Origin of the sequence: Pseudomonas sp. TMW22091 (assembly GCF_022496705.1) — a bacterium.
Lineage (GTDB): Bacteria > Pseudomonadota > Gammaproteobacteria > Pseudomonadales > Pseudomonadaceae > Aquipseudomonas > Aquipseudomonas saxonica.
Genome location: NZ_SCFI01000004.1, coordinates 307,549 through 323,611, shown reverse-complemented (window position 1 = coordinate 323,611; position 16,063 = coordinate 307,549). Strand labels below are relative to the sequence as shown.

The window sequence follows — 16,063 nt, the reverse complement described above, 5'->3', positions numbered from 1 at the left end:
CCATCAAGAAGCCTTCGGCGTCAGGCGCTCAAAGAGCGCTTCCAGAGTGTTGAAGCGTTCATCTGCACGCTCCATGGGCACCATGAACTTGAACAGGGTTGCGCCTTCGAACTTGTAGCGGTTGGGTTGGCCCTGAATCAGTTTGATCAGCACCAGCGGATCAACCGGGGTGTCGGAGGCAAACTCGATCCGGCCGCCTTGGGGGCCAGCGTCGACCTTTTTGATGCCCAATTGCTCGGCCTTCAATTTCAACGCGGTGATGCGCACCAGATTTTTGGTCGGTTCAGGCAGCAGGCCGAAGCGGTCGATCATTTCAACCTGCAAGTCCTTAAGGCCTTCTTCGTCACTGGCGTTGGCAATGCGTTTGTAAAGGATCAGCCGTGCGTGAACATCGGGCAGGTAGGCCTCGGGGATCAAGGCCGGGACGCGCAGGTTGATTTCCGGCCCGCCACCCAGTGGCTGGTCAAGGTTGGGTTGTTCGCCCTTGCGGATCGACTTGACTGCACGTTCGAGCATTTCCATGTACAGCGTGAAGCCCACAGCTTGTATCTGACCGCTTTGACCGTCGCCCAACAGTTCACCCGCGCCACGGATTTCGAGGTCGTTGGTGGCCAGAACAAAACCGGCGCCAAGGTCTTGGGTGTTGGCAATGGCTTCGAGGCGCTTTTGCGCATCGCCGGTGATTTGTTTGCGTGGCGGTGTCAGCAAATAGGCATACGCCTGGTGGTGACTGCGCCCCACACGGCCACGCAATTGGTGCAACTGCGCCAGGCCGAATTTGTCGGCACGCTCGATGATAATGGTGTTGGCGCTCGGCACGTCGATACCGGTCTCGATGATGGTCGAGGCGATCAGTACGTTAAAACGCTTGTGATAAAAGTCGCTCATTACCTGTTCGAGTTCGCGCTCACGCATCTGCCCATGGCCAATACCGATGCGGGCTTCGGGCACCAGCTCAGCAAGGTCGGCGGCGCATTTCTCGATGGTTTTAACATCGTTGTGCAGGTAATAAACCTGACCGCCACGCAGCAATTCACGCAGCAAGGCTTCTTTGATCGTGCTGTTGTTTTGCTCCATGACGAAGGTGCGCACCGACAGGCGACGAGCCGGCGGCGTGGCAATGATCGACAGGTCGCGCATGCCCGACACGGCCATGTTCAGCGTACGCGGGATTGGCGTGGCAGTGAGGGTCAGAATATCGACTTCACTGCGCAGGGCTTTGAGCTGTTCTTTCTGACGAACCCCGAAGCGGTGCTCTTCGTCGATGATCACCAGACCCAGATTTTTGATCTTGACGTCGTCTTGCAGCAGTTTGTGGGTGCCGATGACGATATCGATTTTGCCTTCGGCCAGATCGGCCACAGCGGCGTTGATTTCTTTGGCCGATTTGAAGCGGCTCATGACCTCAACCCGTACCGGCCAGTCGGCGAAACGGTCGCGGAAACTGTTGTAGTGCTGCTGGGCGAGCAGGGTGGTGGGCACCAAAATGGCCACCTGACGACCGCCATGTACCGCAATAAAGGCGGCGCGCATGGCCACTTCGGTTTTGCCGAAGCCCACGTCGCCACACACCAGGCGGTCCATCGGTTTGGGCGACAGCATGTCGGCGCGCACGGCTTCGATGGTGGTTTGCTGGTCGGGGGTTTCTTCAAACGGGAAACCCGCGCTGAAGGTTGCGTAGTCGGCCTTGGGGTCTTCAAAGGCATAGCCTTCGCGGGCGGCGCGACGGGCGTAAATATCAAGCAGTTCAGCGGCCACGTCACGCACTTGCTCGGCGGCTTTGCGCTTGGCTTTCTGCCAGGTTTCCGAACCCAGGCGGTGCAGTGGCGCCAGTTCGTCGTCGCTGCCGGTGTAGCGAGCGATCAAGTGCAGGTTGGCCACCGGCACGTAAAGCTTGGCGCCTTCGGCGTATTCGAGGGTCAGGAACTCGGCGATCTGATTGTCGACTTCAAGGGTGGCCAGCCCTTGGTAGCGGCCCACGCCGTGGTCGATGTGTACCACGGGGGCGCCTTCGCGCAGTTCGGTGAGGTTTTTGATGACCGCATCATTATTGGCGTCGGCGCGTTTGTCGCGGCGCCGACGTTGCATGACGCGTTGACCGAACAAGGGGCTTTCGGCAATCAGGGCCAGCGCTGGATCGTCCAGCAACAGGCCTTCATCCAGCGGGGCGATGGTGATTGCCAGGCGATGTTTGCTGGAGACGAAATCGCTCCAGCCATCGACCGTTTTAGGCTTCAGTTTCAGGCGATCAAGCAGCTCCAGCAGCACTTCACGGCGGCCGGCCGATTCAGCCGTAAACAGTACCCGGCCCTCGAACTGGTCTAAAAAGCCTGCCAGTGCGTGCAGCGGTTGGTTGGCCTTGGCTTCAATCGCCAGATTGGGCAGCTTTTGAGCCGCAAAGCGCTCGCCGCTGCTGCCAGGCTCCACGTCGTCCTGACTGACCACCACGCGGGGCCAGTTTTTCAGGCGGGCGAAGCAGTCCTCAACCGGCAAAAACAATTCGGCAGGAGGCAGCAACGGGCGCGATGGATCTACGCGGCGTTCTTCATAGCGGTTGCGTACGTCCGACCAGAAGTTTTCGCAGGCTTTTTCAACGCCAGGCAGCGAGAACACCTGGGTGTCTGCGGGCAGGTAGTCGAACAGTGTCGAGGTTTCGTCGAAAAACAACGGCAGGTAGTACTCGATGCCGGCGGGTGTAATCCCGCTGCTTAAGTCTTGAAAGATCGGGCAGCGACGGAAGTCGACATCGAAGCGTTCGCGAAAGCGTGCCTTGAAGCGTGTGACGGCATCTTTTTGTAGCGGGAATTCACGGGCGGGCAACAGGCGAACCGATTCAACTTTGTCGATGGAACGCTGGGTTTCCGGGTCGAAGGTGCGCAGGGTTTCGATTTCGTCGTCGAACAGGTCGATGCGGTAGGGCAGTTTGCTGCCCATCGGGAACAAGTCGATAAGCGCGCCGCGTACCGCAAATTCCCCGTGTTCATACACGGTATCGACGCAACGATAACCGCTGGCTTCGAGGCGGGTGCGCATTTGCTCGACGTCCAGCTTCTGGCCGATGTCCAGCACCAGGCTGCTACCGAGCAGGAACTTGGTTGGCGCCAGCCGATGTAGGGCCGTGGTAATCGGCACTACCAAAACGCCATGACTCAGCTCGGGTAGCCGGTACAAACTGGCAATACGCTGGGAAATGATGTCTTGGTGGGGCGAGAACAGGTCGTAGGGCAGGGTTTCCCAGTCGGGGAAATGCAGCACCGGCAAATCGGGCGCAAAAAACCTTAATTCCTGCTCAAGACGCTCGGCGCTTTGGCTGTCCGCTGTCAGCAGCAGTGTAAAGCGCTTGGCAGCGCTGGCGGCTTCGGCAATGGCCAGGCTCAGGGCGGCACCGGGCAGGTTGCTCCAGTGCTGTTTACCTGCCGTAGCAGGGAGTTTCGGTAGACGCAGGACGGGCACGGAAGGTTGAGCTCCAAGCGTTGCGGCAAAGTCGGCAAGTGTAACGGGCCAAGGGGCTGGCTGTCAGTTACCGTCTTTTAAGCGCCATTGAAATCAGCGGGTGTGAACGAACATGGGGGCGAAAGAGGCGCAGCGCAAGGGTATTTCACCCGGGAAAAGTGATGGTTTAGATTTTTTTTCGCCTATATTCGTTGGGGCTTAATCGTTTCAGTGATGGAGTGTGACAGGCGTGCATTGCCCCTGCTTGGGCACGGCGGCATAATGTAGCCCCTTTTTTCAGCCCCTACATGTGGAAGGTTCCCGTGACTCAGAAGCCCGACCAGTGTCTTGGTGAATGGATCGACCGTGAAGCACTCGCAGAAGCGATGATTCCGCTAATCGGCCAGCTTTACCGCAATAACAACGTGGTGAGCTCGATCTATGGCCGCAGCCTGATCAACCGTTCAGTCATTGCGATTCTTAAAGCGCACCGCTTTGCTCGCCACCGTCAGTCCGATGACATTGAATTGTCCGTGCACGATACTTTCCCGCTGCTCAAAGCAATGAGCGAGCTCAAGCTCGGCGCTGCTTCGGTAGACCTGGGCAAGCTGGCCGTCAAGTTCAAGGCTGAGGGCAATGGGCGTACTGCCGAGCAGTTCGTTCGTGATGAGTTGGCCGATGTCGTGGGTCAGCAGAATGCTGCAGCTCGTAAAGGCACCGACGTTGTACTGTACGGCTTCGGTCGTATCGGTCGTCTGCTGGCGCGCATCCTGATCGAAAAAACCGGTGGCGGCGACGGCCTGCGTCTGCGTGCCATCGTCGTGCGCAAAGGTGCCGAAAACGACCTGGTCAAGCGCGCAAGCCTGTTGCGTCGTGATTCGGTTCACGGCCCGTTCGACGGCACCATTGTGGTGGATGAAGAAAACAACACCATCACCGCCAACGGTAACCTGATTCAGGTGATCTACGCGAAGAATCCGACCGAGGTGGATTACACCCAGTACGGCATTGAAAACGCACTGCTGGTGGACAACACCGGTGTATGGCGTGATGCCGAAGGTCTGGGCCAGCACTTGCAGTGCCCTGGGATTGACCGTGTGGTGCTGACCGCGCCGGGCAAGGGCAAGCTGAAAAACATCGTTCATGGTATCAACCACGGCGAAATCACTGCTGACGACAAGATCGTCTCGGCGGCCTCCTGCACCACCAACGCCATCGTGCCGGTGCTCAAGGCGGTCAATGACAAGTTCGGTATCGTCAACGGTCACGTTGAAACGGTTCACTCGTACACCAACGACCAGAACCTGATCGACAACTTCCACAAAGGCGATCGCCGTGGTCGTAGCGCCGCGCTGAACATGGTGATCACCGAGACCGGTGCAGCGACTGCAGCTGCCAAGGCTCTGCCTGAGCTGGCCGGCAAGCTGACCGGTAATGCGATTCGCGTGCCTACGCCGAACGTATCGATGGCGATCCTCAACCTCAACCTTGAGAAGCCGGCGACTCGTGAAGAAATGAACGAGTACCTGCGTCACATGGCGCTGCACTCCGATCTGCATAAGCAGATCGATTTCGTGAGCTCGCAAGAAGTTGTGTCCACTGACTTCGTAGGTTCGCGTCACGCCGGTGTGGTGGATGCTGAAGCAACTATCTGCAATGACAACCGCGTTGTGCTGTACGTGTGGTACGACAACGAATTCGGTTACAGCTGCCAGGTAGTGCGTGTGATGGAAGACATGGCCGGGGTTAACCCGCCAGCGTTCCCGCGCTAAGCAACCGCAGCAACTGAAAACGCCCCGACATGTCGGGGCGTTTTTGTGTGTGCTGTCATTTACTTTTGTAGCAGCTGCCGCAGGCTGCGTCCGGCGGTGAAACCGTCGCAAAACCTTCTCTCAAACACACCGCGAACGCAGGCTTAACGATCGCTGCGCAATCCGACGCAGCCTGCGGCAGTGCTACGGAGCGTGAGTTAGGCGTTACCCGGTACTGCCGATTGCGCCGTACGCAGTTGGTGCTGATTGCCACGAAACAGCACCACGGTTGCGATCAAGCCCAACACAGCAGCGCCAGTCAACCACAGGCCGGGAGCCGCTTTGTTATCCAGCACATGGATCAGGTAGGTACAAGCGGCTGGGGTAAAGCCACCGAACGTTGCGGTCGCCAGGCTGTAAGCCAGCGAAAAACCGGTGGTGCGTACTTCAATCGGCATGATTTCAGTCAGCGCGACAACCATTGCGCCGTTGTACGAGCCATAGAGGAATGACAGCCACAACTCGACCATCAGCAAATGGCTGAAGCTTGGGTTGGCCACCAGCCATGACAAGGCCGGGTAGGCGGTCAAAATGGCCAGAATAGTCGAGCCCAGCAGCAGTGGCTTGCGCCCGATCTTGTCAGACAGCGAACCCATGACCGGCAGCCAGAAGAAGTTCGACAGGCCGATGCACACGGTCACCAGCAAGGCTTGCAGATCCGTCAGGTTCAGTTCTGCCTTGCCGAAGGTCGGGGTGTAGGCGGTGATCAGGTAGAACGACACGGTGGTCATGATCACCAGGGCCATGCCGCCGAGGACCAGGCCAAAGTTTTGTCCTACGGAACGCACGATTTCGCGCAGCGTGGGGTGATGCTTGCGGGCTTCAAACTCCGGGGTTTCTTGCATGGATTTACGGATGACAAAGATCACCGGCACGATCATGCAGCCAATCAGGAAGGGGATGCGCCAGCCCCATTCGCCCATTTCTGCGGGACTTAGCCAGTGGTTCAGGCCCACGCCCAGCAAGCCGGCAAACACCACCGCGGCTTGTTGACTGGCCGACTGCCAGCTTACGAAGAAGCCTTTGCGACCCGGGGTGGCAATCTCTGCCAGATAGACCGAAACCCCGCCCAGCTCAACGCCAGCAGAGAAGCCTTGCAGTAGACGGCCCAACAGTACCAACAGGGGGGCGGCGACGCCCAGCGTGGAATAGCCCGGCACACAGGCAATCAGCACTGTGCCCATGGCCATCAGGGCCAGTGTAATGATCAGGCCTTTACGGCGGCCGTGGCGGTCGATGTAAGCACCCAGAAAAATGGCACCCAGAGGGCGCATCAGGAAACCGGCGCCGAAAGTCGCCAGGGCAAGCATCAGTGAGGCAAAAGCGCTTTCGCTCGGGAAGAAGGTTTTGGCGATGGCCGTGGCATAAAAGCCGAAGACCATAAAGTCGAACATCTCAAGAAAGTTACCGCTGACAACGCGAAAAATCGCCTTGCCCGTGCCCGTACTGGAGGCCATCAGAAATCACCCGCTGTTATCTGTTTTATGCGTAATCCATGTTTTTTTGCTTGTCCGCACTGCAAGGGCATGGCGTTCGCTTTCCCCACAACAGTTTTGTAACCATATGTGTATCAAAATATGTAGGCAACTGTTGTGGGGACTACAGGGCAGGTCAGGGGGCAAGTTTCATCAACGTCTTACGCAGGTTTTCGGGCAAGCCGTCGGGCGCAAGCCAGATGCCGAGATAGGTTTTGGCCAATGCCGGGTTCTGGCTGGTGAAAATGACGCTGCCATTTCGCTCAAGGTGCAGGCCGCGCTGTGGTGAGAAGTTCAAGGCGAAGCGATCACCCCGTTTAATATCGCCGAAACTGTCTTGCAATTTTTTCAGCTCGGGTTTGAGGGGGGTCAATACGGTTGGCGGATGTTGGCGCTCAAGGATGGTGGCGGAAGCTTTGGTGATATCGCTGTGTTTCAGGTCGCGTAGATAGAACAGTTCCAGGCGCAGGTCGCGCTGCTGATCGAACGCTTGTTGAGGCGTCACGCCCGGCGCGGTGTACAGCGCGGCAGCGTAAATATCGGCCCATAGGTAAGTCAGCACGACTTGGCCTTGGCGCGGCAGGACTACAGAGCCATCGCGCCATAGCGCCGGGAACGCGGCGTCTTTTATCTGCGCGGCATCGTCGGCCGCTGCGGTGGCGCTGCAGGCTAATAAAAGAACGATCAACAACTGACGCATGCTGGCGATCCTGATCGATAGGTTGTTTGAGGTTATGTCAGTTTTAACAGGTGTGTGGGGTGCATTGAGTCCCTTCACCCTTCTGGAAGTCAGGGTGAATGGTTGCTGATTGTGTAGTGAATGCAAAAATAGCCAACGACCAGACCAAGGGTTAATGTTCGCAGCGTTCAGGCTTCTATAGACTGTGCCCCACGTTTTGATCTTTCATGGCGCTGACCGCGACATGATTTAGCCGTAGGTGCCCAAAGCGGTGCCACGGCCTGTTCTGAGGAGTACGCATGGCTGTCTACAACTACGACGTAGTGGTACTGGGCTCTGGCCCGGCAGGAGAAGGTGCGGCAATGAACGCCGCAAAAGCTGGGCGCAAGGTGGCGATGGTGGATAGCCGGCGTCAGGTTGGCGGCAACTGCACGCACTTGGGCACGATCCCGTCCAAAGCCTTGCGTCACTCGGTTCGCCAGATCATGCAATTCAACACCAATCCGATGTTTCGGGCCATTGGTGAGCCGCGTTGGTTCTCGTTCCCGGACGTACTGAAAAGCGCCGAGAAGGTTATTTCCAAGCAAGTGGCTTCGCGCACCGGATACTACGCACGTAACCGTGTCGACCTGTTCTTCGGTACCGGCAGCTTTACCGATGAGCAAACCATTGAAGTGGTCTGCACCAACGGCGTTGTCGAAACCCTGATGGCCAAGCAAATCATTATTGCCACCGGCTCGCGTCCGTATCGCCCGGCAGATATCGATTTCACTCACTCGCGTATCTACGATAGCGACACCATCCTCAGTCTGGGCCACACACCGCGTAAGCTGATTGTTTACGGAGCAGGTGTGATCGGTTGCGAATACGCGTCGATCTTCAGTGGTCTGGGGGTGTTGATTGAGCTGGTGGATAACCGCGAGCAACTGCTGAGCTTCCTCGATTCCGAGATCTCGCAAGCGCTGAGCTACCACTTCAGCAACAACAACATCACCGTTCGCCATAACGAAGAATATGAGCGGGTAGAAGGCGTCGAAAACGGCGTGATCCTGCACCTCAAGTCCGGCAAGAAGATCAAGGCGGACGCCTTGCTCTGGTGTAACGGCCGTACCGGTAACACTGACCTGCTGGGGCTGGAGAACATCGGCATCAAGCCCAACGGTCGTGGTCAGATCACCGTTGATGAAAACTACCGCACCACCGTGCCAAACATTTTCGCCGCAGGCGATGTGATTGGTTGGCCGAGTCTGGCCAGTGCTGCTCACGACCAGGGCCGTTCGGCCGCTGGCAGCATCGTCGACAACGGCAGCTGGCGCTTCGTCAATGACGTGCCAACCGGGATTTATACCATTCCCGAGATCAGCTCCATCGGCAAGAACGAGCAAGAGCTGACCCAGGCCAAAGTGCCTTATGAAGTGGGCAAGGCGTTCTTCAAGAGCATGGCGCGGGCGCAGATTGCCGGTGAGCCTCAGGGCATGCTGAAAATCCTGTTCCACCGTGAAACCCTTGAAGTGCTGGGCGTTCACTGCTTCGGTTATCAGGCTTCAGAAATCGTGCACATCGGCCAGGCGATCATGAATCAGCCGGGCGAGCTCAATACCCTTAAGTATTTTGTGAACACCACGTTCAACTACCCGACCATGGCTGAAGCCTATCGGGTAGCGGCTTACGATGGCCTTAACCGGCTTTTTTAAGCGGCTCCGGCCGGTGGCCTGAGCCGGCCGGGGAGACCGATTTCAGCCATTCCCAAGGGTGGCAGTGGCCAAACCGGGAAAGTCTGTAATCAGGCTGTCGACGCCGAAATCAGCGAGCCTGCGCATCAGCGCAGGTTCGTTGACTGTCCATACCGACACATGCAAACCCTGACGCTGGGCTTTGGCCAGACGTTCCGGGGTGCAGAGTGTCCAGTTCAATGCCAGCAGGTCACAGCCATAGCTTTGTGCGACCTTGATCGGGTCAAGCCAGGCGTATTCGGCGACCAGTCCACGCGACAAGTCCGGTGTCAGTTCCAGTGCGGCTTTAAGTACTTCGCGGGAGCTGGAGGTGACGGTGACTTTGTCCATCAAGCCATGACGTTCAGCCATCTCGCGAATCGCCAGCACGGTACTGGCTGCCCGCGTACGTGATGCACTTTTGACTTCAAGCTGCCAATGCTCGAAGTTACATTTTTCGAACAGTTCTTCCAGTCTCGGGATCGGGCAAGGCTGCAACCAGCCCGGGCCGCCTTTGCGTGCGTCATAGGTCATCAGGTCGGCTGCGGTGTGCTCGATCACTTTGCCGCGTCGGTCAGTGGTGCGCTTGAGGGTGGGGTCGTGAATCACCATCAGCTCGCCATCTTTGGACAAGTGCAGGTCGAGTTCGCAGCGACGAACGCCATGCTTGAGGCATTGCTCAAAGCTTGCGAGGGTGTTTTCCGGTGCTTCGCCTTTGGCGCCGCGATGGCCATAAATCAGGGTCACAGGTACTCCTTATAAGGGTGCGCGCAGCTTGAGTGATTACTCGGCTGCGGATTCGTGTTGTTCGCGGGCGAGGCGGCGTGCCTGTGCCTGTTTTTGCAAAATGTACCGTGCCAGCAACTGGCGCTGGGTGTCATTGAGGGCTTCGAATTCGGTGTCGATCACGTAACCTTCATCTTCGGCACGGCACGTGACAACGCGGGCACGCAGCAGCAAACCCAACGCTTGGGGCATCAGCACCAGCTTCAGAGACAGATGGGTATCCACGGGCAATGGCTGTTTCTGGTGAAACTCAATGCCACCTTCTGAAAGCTTCACCGGTTGCAGTTCACCGATTTTGCCCAACACTGTTTGCGCCACAATCTGGCTGAGCAGATCTACGCGTTTATTGAGTGTTTTAAGGTAGCTGGAAAGGGTGCGGTCACGTTCGCTGATCTGGCGCAGCAGGTGCTGGGATTCGAATTCGCTGAGGTGCAGTTCGCTGAGCAAATTGAACAATGGTGACGCATCCTGCAACACTTCGCCGCTCGCGGCGTCGGAGCCCGACAGCGGGGTTATTTCCAGTGCGATCAGATCCTCGATACGGTAGTATTCGCGGCGATCTTCTTCATTTAATGTCGACATGGCGAACCCATGATGGCGGCTGTGGTCTGAGTGTAAAGCTGCTTATCAGGCCTCGCCACAAGGACGTCTTCTTTTCCCTCGAACAAGCCCCGACATGTTCAGACCTCTCTTCGTATTTATCGGCACGCGTTATACCCGTGCAAAGCGTCGCAATCATTTTGTGTCGTTCATTTCTCTGACTTCAATGATCGGACTCGCCCTCGGCGTGGTCGTCATGATTGTGGTGTTATCAGTGATGAACGGCTTCGATCATGAAATGCGCACCCGCGTGTTGGGCATGGTGCCCCACGCGACCATCGTCGGCGATCAACCGATCAGCGACTGGCAAAGCCTGGCCGCCAAGGTTCAGCAAAACCCCAAGGTGGAGGCCGTAGCGCCGTTCACCCAGATGCAAGGGCTGCTGACCCATGACGGCAATGTGCAGAAAGTGCTGCTCAATGCCATCGACCCGGCGCAGGAGCGCAAGGTTTCGATCATTGATCACTTTATGCTTGAAGGGCAGCTCGATTCGTTGACCCCCGGCAGTTTCGGCATCGTGATAGGCGACAAGGCCGCTAAACAGCTGGGCGTTGGCATCGGCGACAAGCTGACCTTCGTTGCGCCGGAAGTTACCGTAACGCCTGCCGGGATGTTCCCGCGCATGAAGCGTTTCACGGTGCAGGGCATTTTCCATGTGGGTGCCGGTGAAATTGACGGCTACCTGGGTGTCACCAACCTGCAGGATCTGGCGCGCTTGCAGCGTTGGAAGCCTGACCAGGTGCAAGGCCTGCGGTTGAAGTTCAACGACCTGTTCGAGGCGCCGCGTGCAGCCTGGGACATTGCCCAGCAGTTGGGTGAAAGCCATTACTACGCCCGTGACTGGACTCGCACCCACGGCAACCTCTATCAAGCCATTCGCATGGAAAAAGCCATGATTGGCTTACTGTTGTTGCTGATTGTGGCCGTGGCCGCGTTCAACATCATTTCCACGCTGGTGATGGTGGTCAATGACAAGAAAGGCGACATCGCCATTCTGCGCACCTTGGGTGCGACGCCGGGCACGATCATGGCGATCTTCATGGTGCAAGGCACTGTGATCGGAGTGGTCGGCACGGCTATTGGCGCGGTGCTGGGCATGCTTGCAGCACTCAATGTCAGTGCTGCGATCTCGGCCCTTGAAGGGCTGATCGGTCACAAGTTTCTCAATGCTGATGTGTATTTCATCGACTACCTGCCTTCGCAGTTGCAAGCGCAGGATGTGTTGATGGTCTGCGGTGCAGCATTGGTTCTGAGTTTCCTCGCGACCTTGTACCCGGCTTGGCGTGCTGCACGCACCCAGCCTGCGCAGGCGCTTCGTTATGAGTGAGTTGGGCATGAAAGAACAAGCAGTGTTGAGTTGCCGCGACCTGGGCAAGTCCTACGAGGAAGGCCCGGAGTCTGTGGTGGTGTTGTCGGGTTTGCAGCTCGAACTGCATCCCGGTGAGCGCGTGGCGATTGTCGGTACGTCGGGCTCGGGTAAAAGTACCTTGCTCAACCTGCTCGGTGGCCTCGATACGCCCACCAGCGGCAGCGTGTGGCTGGCGGGTGAAGAACTCTCAGCGCTGGGTGAAAAGGCCCGCGGCCTGTTGCGCAATCGCTCGTTGGGTTTTGTGTATCAGTTCCACCACCTGCTGCCCGAGTTCACGGCGCTCGAAAACGTCTGCATGCCGCTGTTAATCGGCAAAACACCGATCCCGGAGGCGCGCGAGCGTGCCACCGCGTTGCTGACCCGTGTGGGGTTGGGCCATCGTCTGGAGCACAAGCCGGCCGAGCTGTCGGGTGGCGAACGCCAGCGTGTGGCCATTGCCCGTGCGCTGGTCAACAAACCGGGGCTGGTGATGCTCGACGAGCCCACGGGCAACCTCGATTCGCATACCGCTCAAGGCATTCAGGACTTGATGCTTGAACTCAGCACCTCGATGCGCACAGCGTTTCTGGTGGTGACTCACGACATGAGCCTGGCCCGGCAGATGGACCGCGTGTTGCACCTTCAAGAAGGTCGCCTGAGCGCGATGTGATCGGCCAAACCCGACGCCGTTTTTTGGGGTCGGGTCTTTTATTTTCATACGGTGCCCGCGAATGTTCAGACCGTTATCGATTTTTATCGGCACGCGCTATACCCGCGCCAAGCGCCGCAATCGTTTTGTTTCGTTTATTTCCATGACGTCGATGATCGGCCTCGCCCTTGGCGTGCTGGCGATGATCGTGGTGTTGTCGGTGATGAACGGTTTTCAGCGTGAAATGAGTAACCGCATTCTCGGCATGGTGCCGCATGCCACCGTGGTGGGCGTCAAGCCTATTGATGACTGGCGGCCAGTGGCTCAGGCGGCGATGAAGAATCCGCAAGTCACCGCTGCGGTGCCGTTTACCGAAATGGACGGCATGCTTTCCTATAAGGGTTCGATGCAGCCGATTCAGATCAGCGGCATCGATCCGGCGCAGGAAGGCAAGGTGTCGATCGTCACCCAGCATATTGTGCAAGGCAAGCTCGACGACCTTAAGCCCGGCGAGTTTGGTGTGGTGCTGGGCGACATTACCGCGCGGCGCTTCCGTCTGGCGGTGGGTGACAAAATCACCTTGATCGTGCCCGAAGCCAGCACCGCGCCGGGCGGGATTACCCCGCGTCTACAGCGGTTGAACGTGGTGGGCATCTTCAAGGTCGGGGCAGAGCTGGACGGCACCATGGGGCTTGTCCATATGGCCGATGCGGCAGCCATTCAGCACTGGGAGCCGAATCAGGTGCAAAGCGTGCGTCTGGCGGTCAAGGACTTGTACGCGGCGCCCCAGGTTTCGCAGCAGATCGTGGCCGGCCTGGGTGCCGATTACAAAGCAGATGACTGGACTCACACCCAAGGCAGTCTGTTCAGTGCCATGAAGATGGAAAAGACCATGATTGGTCTGTTGTTGCTCATGATCGTTGCCGTGGCGGCGTTCAATATCATTGCCACCTTGATCATGGTGGTGAATGACAAAGGGGCGGACATTGCCATCTTGCGCACCATTGGTGCCACACCGCGCCAGATCATGGCGATTTTTATGGTGCAGGGCACGGTGATTGGCATTGTCGGTACGTTGATTGGCGGCGTGCTGGGTGTGATTGCAGCGCTCAATGTCAGCGAACTGGTGGGCTGGATGGAGCGGGTATCAGGGCAACACATTTTCAGTTCGGACGTGTATTTCGTCAGCAACCTGCCTTCTGAATTGCAAGGCGCGGATGTGGCGTTGATTTGCGGTGCGGGCTTTGTGCTGAGCTTTTTGGCGACACTGTATCCGGCGTACCGGGCGGCGAAAATTCAACCGGCGCATGCGTTGCGTTATTCGTGATCGCAGAAAGTCCCTCACCACGCCTCTCCCGGAGGGAGAGGGGACTGATGGGTGGCATTGCGCAGATCGGATTTTGCTTTTAGTTCCCTCTCCCTCTGGGAGGGGGCTAGGGTGAGGGTTGCTTTTCTGGCAGCTCAATCACAAACCGCGTCACCCCATCCTGTGACTCAGCTCGAATCTGCCCGCCATGGGCGCGAATGATCGACTGCGTGATCGCCAGACCCAACCCCGCATGCTCACTGCTGCCTTCGCGCCTTGCCGGATCGGCCCGATAAAACCGGTCAAACAGGCGCGGCAGCAAATCGGCGGGAATGCCGGTGCCGCTGTTTTCAATAACAATGCGCACGCCAGTCGCCGACGCCCCTATCAGCACTTTGATGACTCCCCCGGTCGGCGTGTAGCGCAGTGCGTTATCCAGCAGGTTGGACAGGGCGCGACGCAACATGCTGCGGTCACCCACTATTTGCCCGTCACCCTCGCGGCTGAGTTCAATCTGCGAGTCCTCTGCCAGCAACGCATAAAATTCCAGCAGGGCATCCACTTCCGTGGCCAACTCAAGCGGCTCGCGACGCGGTGCCAGCAAGCCATGATCAGCTTTGGCCAGGTACAGCATGTCGTTGACCAGTTGCGCCATCCATTGCAGCTCTTCAAGGTTGCTGTGCAGGGTCTCGCGGTACTCGTCAATGCTTCTGGGGCGGGTCAGGGTCACTTGGGTGTGGGTCAGCAGATTCGACAGGGGGGTACGCAATTCATGCGCAATATCGGCGGAGAACGCCGACAGTCGCTGAAAAGAATCATCCAGACGTTCCAGCATGGCATTGAACGCCCCGGCCAGTTCGGCCAGTTCGGCAGGCATGTCCTGCTGCGGCAGGCGGGCGTTTAGGGAGTCGGCCGAAACGCTGGCTGCAATCGCGCTCATGCGGCGCAAGGGTCGCAAGCCGCTACGGGCCGCCCACGCACCGAGAAGCGCCGTGGCCAGTGCTGAGAGGCCGACGGTGAGCCATATCAGGTGCTGCATGCGTTGCAGGAAGTGTTGGTGGTGGGTGATGTCCAGCAGCAATGTCAGACGTGGTTCACCAGTTGTGTCAGGAAGTGGGTTGAGTACCCGGTAATCCGTGCCATTTATTTGCAGGCTTCCCAATCCGGGGTGAGCGGGCAGTACATCCGGCAAACTCTGAGAGCTGTCAAACCAGACGTCACCGTCAGGGCTGCGCACTCGCATCGTCAGGTCAGGCTGTTGGCGAAGGTTCTCCAGCAGGTCAGGCAAGCGCTGCTTGAATCGTTCAAGGGTGTCGGCGTTTTGCAATGTGCTGCGCAGGACGGCGAGACGGCTCTCCATCAATTGTTGGTCGAGTTCGGCGAAGTGCGCCTCGCTGGCCCGGCCGAACAGCACTCCGGCCAACAGCGACACCACTGCGGTGCAGGCGGCAAACAGCAATGCCAACCGACTGCTCAGTGACAGGCGGGGCATCAATGGGCGCGCTCTTCTAGCACGTAACCCATGCCGCGTACGGTATGGATCAGCTTATGTTCGTGGTTGTCGTCGATTTTCAGACGCAGGCGACGAATCGCCACTTCGATGACGTTGGTGTCGCTGTCGAAGTTCATGTCCCAGACCTGTGACGCAATCAGAGATTTGGGCAAGACTTCGCCCTGACGGCGCAGCAGCAGTTCGAGCAAGGCAAATTCTTTGGCGGTCAGGTCGATGCGCTGGCCGTTGCGCTCGACACGGCGCCGTATCAAATCGAGGCGCAGGTCGGCCAGTTGCAGGCTGGTTTCTTGCGTTGTGCTGCTGCCACGGCGCAGCAGGCTGCGCACCCGAGCCAGTAGCTCCGAGAATGCAAAAGGTTTGACCAAGTAGTCGTCAGCGCCCAGTTCCAGGCCGTGTACGCGATCTTCGACGGCATCGCGGGCGGTCAGAAACAGCACGGGCATGTCCAGCCCGGCACTGCGCACAGCGTGTAAAATTTGCCAGCCATCACGCCCGGGCAACATGACGTCGAGAATAAGCAGGTCGTAATCACCGGTCAGGGCCAGGTGCTGGCCCATGATGCCGTCTGCCGCCAGCTCGGTGGTAAACCCGGCTTCGCTCAATCCCTGACGCAGGTATTGGCCGGTTTTGGCCTGGTCTTCGACAATCAGCAGCTTCATGGGTGGCTCATCCAAAAATATCCTCAGCCTTATACATGGGGCCGGAGAATGTAGGTCCAATCTGACAAACTTGTAATCTTGCGGTCAGTTGAA

General features: G+C 58.0%; 12 protein-coding genes. 5 read left to right on the top strand and 7 right to left on the bottom strand.

Annotated features, from left to right (window positions below; all coding sequences use genetic code 11):
- Nucleotides 1-3 precede the first annotated feature (3 nt).
- Nucleotides 4-3,453, bottom strand: a complete 3,450-nt coding sequence (gene mfd / locus EQV93_RS10440; protein WP_240891513.1) for a transcription-repair coupling factor — start codon at nt 3,451-3,453, stop codon at nt 4-6.
- A gap of 287 nt (nt 3,454-3,740) precedes the next feature.
- Here mfd and EQV93_RS10435 point away from each other — a divergent pair, with 287 nt between their 5' ends.
- Nucleotides 3,741-5,204 (top strand): glyceraldehyde-3-phosphate dehydrogenase, encoded by a 1,464-nt coding sequence (locus EQV93_RS10435; protein WP_122784053.1) that lies wholly within the window; start codon nt 3,741-3,743, stop codon nt 5,202-5,204.
- Nucleotides 5,205-5,401: 197 nt separating this feature from the next.
- Here the strand turns inward: EQV93_RS10435 and EQV93_RS10430 are convergent, their stop codons facing one another.
- Nucleotides 5,402-6,700, bottom strand: a complete 1,299-nt coding sequence (locus tag EQV93_RS10430; RefSeq protein WP_122784054.1) for an MFS transporter — start codon at nt 6,698-6,700, stop codon at nt 5,402-5,404.
- A gap of 154 nt (nt 6,701-6,854) precedes the next feature.
- The gene (locus EQV93_RS10425; protein ID WP_240891512.1) at nt 6,855-7,418 is read right to left on the bottom strand and encodes a chalcone isomerase family protein; all 564 of its coding nucleotides are present in this window, start codon (nt 7,416-7,418) and stop codon (nt 6,855-6,857) included.
- A gap of 278 nt (nt 7,419-7,696) precedes the next feature.
- Between EQV93_RS10425 and sthA the strand changes: the two genes are divergently transcribed.
- Nucleotides 7,697-9,091 carry a Si-specific NAD(P)(+) transhydrogenase gene (sthA, locus tag EQV93_RS10420; RefSeq protein WP_122784056.1) on the top strand — a complete coding sequence of 465 codons (1,395 nt, stop codon included), beginning with the start codon at nt 7,697-7,699 and terminating at the stop codon, nt 9,089-9,091.
- Nucleotides 9,092-9,133: 42 nt separating this feature from the next.
- On the opposite strand, the gene EQV93_RS10415 is transcribed toward sthA, so the two are convergent.
- Nucleotides 9,134-9,856 carry a glycerophosphodiester phosphodiesterase gene (locus EQV93_RS10415; protein ID WP_146383850.1) on the bottom strand — a complete coding sequence of 241 codons (723 nt, stop codon included), beginning with the start codon at nt 9,854-9,856 and terminating at the stop codon, nt 9,134-9,136.
- Between the two features lie 36 nt (nt 9,857-9,892).
- Complete coding sequence (locus EQV93_RS10410; RefSeq protein WP_240891511.1) at nt 9,893-10,477, bottom strand: PilZ domain-containing protein; 585 nt, start codon at nt 10,475-10,477, stop codon at nt 9,893-9,895.
- Between the two features lie 94 nt (nt 10,478-10,571).
- Here EQV93_RS10410 and EQV93_RS10405 point away from each other — a divergent pair, with 94 nt between their 5' ends.
- The 3 genes from EQV93_RS10405 (at nt 10,572) to EQV93_RS10395 (ending at nt 13,819) form a co-directional block, all read left to right on the top strand.
- Nucleotides 10,572-11,822 carry a lipoprotein-releasing ABC transporter permease subunit gene (locus tag EQV93_RS10405; protein ID WP_122784059.1) on the top strand — a complete coding sequence of 417 codons (1,251 nt, stop codon included), beginning with the start codon at nt 10,572-10,574 and terminating at the stop codon, nt 11,820-11,822.
- A gap of 7 nt (nt 11,823-11,829) precedes the next feature.
- On the top strand, nt 11,830-12,513 hold the full coding sequence (lolD, locus tag EQV93_RS10400) for a lipoprotein-releasing ABC transporter ATP-binding protein LolD (protein ID WP_167654225.1): 684 nt from the start codon (nt 11,830-11,832) through the stop codon (nt 12,511-12,513).
- Nucleotides 12,514-12,574: 61 nt separating this feature from the next.
- The gene (locus EQV93_RS10395; protein WP_122784061.1) at nt 12,575-13,819 is read left to right on the top strand and encodes a lipoprotein-releasing ABC transporter permease subunit; all 1,245 of its coding nucleotides are present in this window, start codon (nt 12,575-12,577) and stop codon (nt 13,817-13,819) included.
- A gap of 106 nt (nt 13,820-13,925) precedes the next feature.
- Here EQV93_RS10395 and EQV93_RS10390 read toward each other — a convergent pair whose 3' ends face one another.
- Together EQV93_RS10390 and EQV93_RS10385 are read right to left on the bottom strand one after the other, a co-directional pair.
- On the bottom strand, nt 13,926-15,290 hold the full coding sequence (locus EQV93_RS10390) for a heavy metal sensor histidine kinase (protein WP_272492594.1): 1,365 nt from the start codon (nt 15,288-15,290) through the stop codon (nt 13,926-13,928).
- On the bottom strand, nt 15,290-15,970 hold the full coding sequence (locus EQV93_RS10385; protein ID WP_122784063.1) for a heavy metal response regulator transcription factor: 681 nt from the start codon (nt 15,968-15,970) through the stop codon (nt 15,290-15,292). The genes EQV93_RS10390 and EQV93_RS10385 overlap by 1 nt, the downstream gene beginning before the upstream one ends.
- Nucleotides 15,971-16,063 lie beyond the last annotated feature (93 nt).